General features: G+C 50.5%; 7 protein-coding genes. 3 read left to right on the forward strand and 4 right to left on the reverse strand.

The window, feature by feature from the left end:
• The coding region (gene mutY / locus HRU21_07220; GenBank protein NRA42085.1) for an A/G-specific adenine glycosylase at window positions 1-739 on the reverse strand (739 nt) is incomplete at its 3' end.
• Complete coding sequence (locus HRU21_07225; protein NRA42086.1) at window positions 723-1,835, reverse strand: FAD-dependent oxidoreductase; 1,113 nt, start codon at window positions 1,833-1,835, stop codon at window positions 723-725. The genes HRU21_07225 and mutY, both read right to left, overlap by 17 nt.
• Window positions 1,836-1,932: 97 nt before the next feature.
• Here HRU21_07225 and hisB point away from each other — a divergent pair, with 97 nt between their 5' ends.
• The 3 genes from hisB to hisF are packed head-to-tail and all read left to right on the forward strand — an operon-like array spanning window position 1,933 to window position 3,959.
• Window positions 1,933-2,526, forward strand: coding sequence for an imidazoleglycerol-phosphate dehydratase HisB (hisB, locus tag HRU21_07230; GenBank protein ID NRA42087.1), 594 nt, complete (start codon window positions 1,933-1,935; stop codon window positions 2,524-2,526).
• A 2-nt stretch (window positions 2,527-2,528) separates the two neighbouring features.
• Window positions 2,529-3,176, forward strand: a complete 648-nt coding sequence (hisH, locus tag HRU21_07235; protein ID NRA42088.1) for an imidazole glycerol phosphate synthase subunit HisH — start codon at window positions 2,529-2,531, stop codon at window positions 3,174-3,176.
• Between the two features lie 9 nt (window positions 3,177-3,185).
• Window positions 3,186-3,959: an imidazole glycerol phosphate synthase subunit HisF gene (gene hisF, locus HRU21_07240; protein NRA42089.1), complete on the forward strand. Its 774-nt coding sequence runs from the start codon at window positions 3,186-3,188 to the stop codon at window positions 3,957-3,959.
• A gap of 107 nt (window positions 3,960-4,066) precedes the next feature.
• Here hisF and HRU21_07245 read toward each other — a convergent pair whose 3' ends face one another.
• Together HRU21_07245 and HRU21_07250 are read right to left on the reverse strand one after the other, a co-directional pair.
• Window positions 4,067-4,591, reverse strand: a complete 525-nt coding sequence (locus HRU21_07245) for a hypothetical protein (protein NRA42090.1) — start codon at window positions 4,589-4,591, stop codon at window positions 4,067-4,069.
• A 40-nt stretch (window positions 4,592-4,631) separates the two neighbouring features.
• The coding region (locus tag HRU21_07250; GenBank protein ID NRA42091.1) for a TonB-dependent receptor at window positions 4,632-6,026 on the reverse strand (1,395 nt) is incomplete at its 5' end.

Genomic DNA, 6,026 nt, shown 5'->3' on the forward strand with positions numbered 1-6,026 from the left:
GCTCTAACCATAGTGCCGATTGGTATTCGATATACAGCATTTGCGTAGTTTTGACCGGCAGGGTTTTTTTCGGCTTTTTACCGGGCAGTTGGTCAATGACATCGTCTGCCAGAGCGATGCAGTCATGCTGTACCGGACACAGGGCACATTTCGGGCGGCTGCGCGTGCAAACGGTTGCCCCTAAATCCATCATCACTTGCGTGTAAGCCCGGCTGCGCGAGCTTGGCGTTAGGCTTTCGGCAGCCTGCCACAGCGCTTTCAAGGTTTGTGTCTGGCCTGGCCAACCGGCTATGCCCTGATGGCGCGCCAATACACGTTTTACATTGCCATCCAGAATAGCCGCTGGCTGCTGAAACGCCAGCGAGCGAATCGCCGCCGCAGTCGAACGGCCAACACCTGGCAGCCGCTCTAGCTCAGCCTGTTCTGAGGGGAATTCACCGGCAAATTCCTGGCAAACCATGATCGCTGCACGATGCAGATTTTTGGCGCGGCTATAGTAGCCAAGCCCTGCCCACAGCGCTAACACTTGCTCTAAATCAGCATTGGCTAAATCTTGCACGGTGGGAAAGCGTGCAGTGAAGCGCGTAAAATAATCGATCACCGTCGTCACTTGGGTTTGCTGCAACATGATTTCTGACAACCATACCCGGTAGGGGGTGATCGCCTGCTGCCAGGGCAAATCTTTGCGTCCGTGCTGGTCATACCAAGCTAATACGCGCGCACTAAAACTGGTCTGCATACAGTGTCTCTGCAATCAATTGCGCCAGCGCAAAACTGGCAGTTAAACCCGGCGACTCTATACCCGCCAGACAAACAAGCCCCGCCAAACCATGCTGGCGCTGCGTGAGCACGGCAAAATCTTCAGCAGGCGCATCAGGGCCGGATAATTTTGGCCGAATGCCGACAAAGTCGGGCACAAGTTTATCAGCGGCTAAGGCCGGGTAATAGCGTTTGATAGCCGCAACAAAGCGTGCATGCGCATCCGCCTCAAAAGCATAGTCGGGCTTTGCCACCACTGGCACATACTGCACATCGGGGCCAAATCGCAGCTGCCCGGCCATATCGAGCGTGCTATGCACACCGAGGCCCTGCGGCTCAGGCATGGGGTAGATTAAATGACCAAACGGCGCAGCCGCCTGATAGCGAAAATAATGCCCTTTGGCCCAAAAGCGCGGCACCAGCGGCTTCAATTGCTGCAGCCCATCTGGCAGAGGATCCAAACCGGTGGCCAACACCACGCGCTGAGCAAATACCTGATAGGCATCATCACAGCCTGCATTCACAGTTAAACAGAAACCGCCGCCTGGCTCTGGGCTTAAAGACGACAGCTGCTGATTGTATAACAGCTGGCAGCCAGCTTGTGCAAGCTCGGCCTGCAGTGCTAGCAATAAAGCAGGCACATCGACAATACCAGACTCTGGCGAGAACAAGGCGCTATCTGCGTGCAGCTGAGGTTCACGATTACGCAGTTGGGTGCTATCCAGTAACTGCAGCCCCTCTACCCCGTTGTGCTGGGCCTGCTGCGCTAATCGACGCAGCGCTGGCTGCTGAGATTGATTGGCGACGATCAGCTTGCCGAGCTTTTTGTGCGGCAGTTGTTTCGCCTGTAAATACTGATACAACAGGCGGCGCCCGGCGAGACAAAGCTGGGTTTTAAGCCAATCTTTGGGGTAATAGATGCCGGCGTGGATTACCCCAGAGTTGCGTGCCGATACCCCTTGGCCAGCCGTCACCCCTTGCTCAAGCACAAACACTTCAGCATGCTGCGACAGCGCGCGGGCAGCGGTTAAGCCAACCACACCACCACCCACTACCACACACTCGACTTGATCCATATCTGCTATCGACAAAATCAGCATTATACAATGACAGGCTAGAGCCTGCCTACGCTTTGCTCTATAATACCCGCTTGATTTAATGACGGAGCCCAGCATGAGTGCACGTACTGCCACGGTGAATCGTGACACCTTAGAAACCCAAATTACAGCCAGCATCAATTTAGACGGCAGCGGCAACGCGGTGTTTGATACTGGGGTACCGTTTTTAGAGCATATGCTGGACCAAATTGCACGTCATGGTTTGATTGATCTCGATATTAAGGCCAATGGCGACACGCATATTGACGACCACCACACGGTTGAGGATATCGGCATTACCCTAGGCATGGCGTTTAAGCAGGCCGTAGGCGATAAAAAAGGTATTGTGCGTTACGGTCATGCCTATGTGCCGCTGGATGAAGCCTTGTCGCGCGTGGTGATTGATTTTTCTGGTCGTCCGGGCCTTGAGTGGCACTGCGACTTTACGCGCGGCAGCGTCGGTGGTTTTGATGTTGACCTGTTTATTGAGTTTTTTCAGGGCTTTGTTAACCACGCCGGCACAACCTTGCATATTGATAATTTACGTGGGGTTAATACTCACCACCAAGCCGAAACCATCTTCAAAGCCTTTGGTCGCGCTTTGCGCATGGCACTGAGTTTTGACCAGCGGGCACTGGATCAAATGCCTTCAACCAAGGGCGTTTTATAATGCTGCAAAGCGTTGCCATTATTGATTATGGCATGGGTAATTTACACTCGGTTGCTTCAGCCGTTGAGCATGAAGCCCCCGATGCACAGGTATTAATCACCGCTAAGGCCGATGAGATTTTGTCGGCAGATCATGTGATTTTTCCAGGCGTCGGCGCTATTCGTGACTGTATGGCCGAGATTAAACGCTTGCAGCTTGATCAAACGGTTAGTCAAGTGATTGCACAAAAGCAACCCATATTAGGAGTATGCGTGGGCATGCAGGCACTGATGAGTCACAGCGAAGAAAACGGCGGGGTTGACTGCCTTGACATGTTTCCCGCCAAGGTTCGCTTATTTGCTGGCAGTCAATATCAAGCCGGCCAGCATGATCATTTAAAAGTACCGCATATGGGCTGGAACAATGTGAAACAGCTGACCGACCATCCCGTTTGGCACGGCATTAAAGATGATGCGCGCTTCTACTTTGTACATTCCTATTTTGTCGATATGTCAGATCCTAACGAGGTGATTGGGCGATGTGACTATGGCCAATATTTTGCCGCCACCTTTGCCCGCGACAATTTAGTTGCTGCACAGTTTCACCCTGAAAAATCCCACCTTGCTGGGCTTCGCTTCTTACGCAACTTCCTGCAGTGGCAAGGTAACTAAGGACTTTATATGGCTCTCGCTAAACGCATTATTCCCTGCCTTGATGTTGATGCAGGGCGTGTCGTGAAAGGGGTTAATTTTGTTGATATTCGCGACGCCGGCGACCCCGTTGAAGTTGCTAAGCGCTATAACGAACAAGGCGCCGATGAAATCACTTTTTTAGACATCACCGCCACCCACCAAGACCGCGACACCATGGTGCATATGGTTGAGCAAATTGCGAGTGAGATTTTTATTCCCTTAACCGTTGGCGGCGGCATTCGCAAAGTTGAAGACATTCGTACCATGTTAAATGCAGGTGCCGATAAGGTCGGCATCAATTCCGCTGCCATCACCAACCCTGAGCTTGTCAAAGAAGCCGCCGATAAATTTGGCTCGCAATGCATTGTGATCGCGATTGACGCGAAATGTGTGAGCAGCGATTCAGAGCCCAAGCGCTGGGAAATCTTTACCCATGGCGGGCGCAAACCGACCGGCATCGATGCGGTTGAATGGGCTGTCAAAATGACAGAATATGGCGCAGGTGAAGTACTCTTAACTAGCATGGACGGAGACGGCACAAAGCAAGGTTACGACCTTGAACTAACACGCGCGATCAGTGATGCCGTGCAGGTGCCGGTAATCGCCTCAGGCGGCGTTGGCAATCTTGACCACTTGGTAGATGGTGTACTAAAAGGTGGCGCTGATGCGGTGTTGGCAGCCAGCATTTTTCACTTTGGCGAATACTCAATTCCACAAGCGAAAGCTTATATGGCAGAACAGCAGATAGAAGTTCGATTTTAGCGGCATGGCGGTTTAAACTGCCTTTACATCGGCTTTGCATCGGCTTTATATCGCTTTTATATGGCCTTTAAAACTTCATACAGCAAGCTAAGACGCTATCACGGCCATCAAATCAGTTGGCAATCAGCCGCCGAGCCTTGCTGCTCAAGCTTTACACCATGCTCAATCAACGCCTCTCGCCAACGCGCAGCATCCATATAGCCCTTAGCACTAAAAATAATTTTTCCCGCATCATCTAACAACAAGCTTAAAGGTGTCGTTTTTATTGGGCCGGTAGATGCCAGCATTGATTGACTGGCCATCCATAGCGGGAATGTAACACGCAGGCGCCATGCTTCTTTTTGCAATGCGACACGACTACCGTTTACGCCTAAGCCAAACATTGTCAATTGCGGGCAAGCGGCAGCTAACTGATCAAACACCTTGGCCTGTTTATAGCACCAGCTGCAGTTTGGCTCAAAGAACAACACCAAACTTGGCTGCGGCACTGTAAACACACGGTCAGCAAGCTGAAATGCCTCACCACTGCCGATATCAACTGCAGTAAAATCTAACAGACTAGGTGCTCTATCGGCCCAGACAAACTGAACCGATAACAACAGTAGGCTGCAGAAAAGGGCAACACGTTTCACAGAAACACCTATGCGTTGATTTTACTGATGAGCAGATGCATTAGTAGCTTAACTTAAAGCCGACATAGGCCTCACGACCACGTAATGGGCCATATATATACGCCACATCGTAACCACCGTCTGCATCAAACATTAACGGCGACTCTTCATTGCCAGCTTGGGTATAATCCAGCAAATTGCTGGCACCAAAATATACGCTGGCATGCTCACCAATATGGCGCTGCACTTTCACATCTAATGTGAAAAAGTCAGGTGCATCGCTTGTTTTTTCGCTGCTGTCTATAACGTCACCTGAGGCATTAACGCGGTTAAACCCCTCATAGCCATAGTCGGTCAGATCACGTGCGCCAAACCACGTAAGGCTGGCATTGAGATCCCATTGATTTATCGCATAGTCTCCCGCCAGAGTGATACGCTCTTCAATCGGTGCCGAAGTATAAGACAGCTTAAAATTATCGTCGTAATCGTAGGTTTCTGCAGTCACGCTAACATTTAACTGCTGATTCACTTGATAGCTTACAGCAATATCGGCTGCGGTAACGCTGGATGTTTCTTCAAGCTGCGTGAGCACTGGCACACCAGCGGCATCTTCGTCCAGCGCAGCAAGATTATCTACCTCGGTATAGGCTAACGATAGTGTAGTTGTTAATGCTTCTCCCTCGAAGCTGAGTGCATAAGTTGCAGAAGCTGAGCGCTCTAACTCGTCAACATCAACAATAAAGCCCTGACCTGAATCTAAAATGCCATGATCTGTTTCAAAAAACGACAGCGGTGCACGATAGCCACGACCAGCTGATAAACGAGAGGTCCAACGGTCNCTATGCATTAAACGCATATCTACACGCGGCGAGATAATTTGCTCGTCAATTTCCGTGCCTGATTTGGAAGGATCGATGAAGTCGGCAGTAATCTGATCAAAACGCACCGCTAGGGCAATCTGTAGATTATCCAGTGCTTGCCAAGTATCTTGTAAATACAAACCAACCACTTCGTAGTCAAAGCTATCAGAAACATAATCAGGACTTAATTCACCGGCATAGGAGTCTGAGCGCATTTTTTCATCGCGCAGGTCAACACCCCAGGTTAATAGGTGATCACTGTTGGCAATCCAATTGATTTTTGCGTCGACATAAAGCATCTCGTCTTTGGCAAAGTAATCAAAGCCTTCATAAAAAGAATCTTGTTCATGTTCGGCCCAACTGCTGGCTAAACGCAGATTCCAATCAGCATTAATTTCACGCAGCCAGCTTAATGATGCCTCGTTCCGCTTAGTGCTGACCCACTCAGCCGTTTCCCAGGCTTTGCCGGTAAAGTTATTCTCAACATCGCCGTTGGCGAATAAATCTTGCGTGGCGCTAGGGCTATCATCAAAGCGGCTTATTACAGCACCAATACTTGAGGCTTCCCCATCAGCAAAGCGTTTGCCCAATACCGG

Source organism: Pseudomonadales bacterium, assembly GCA_013215025.1.
GTDB lineage: Bacteria > Pseudomonadota > Gammaproteobacteria > Pseudomonadales > DT-91 > DT-91.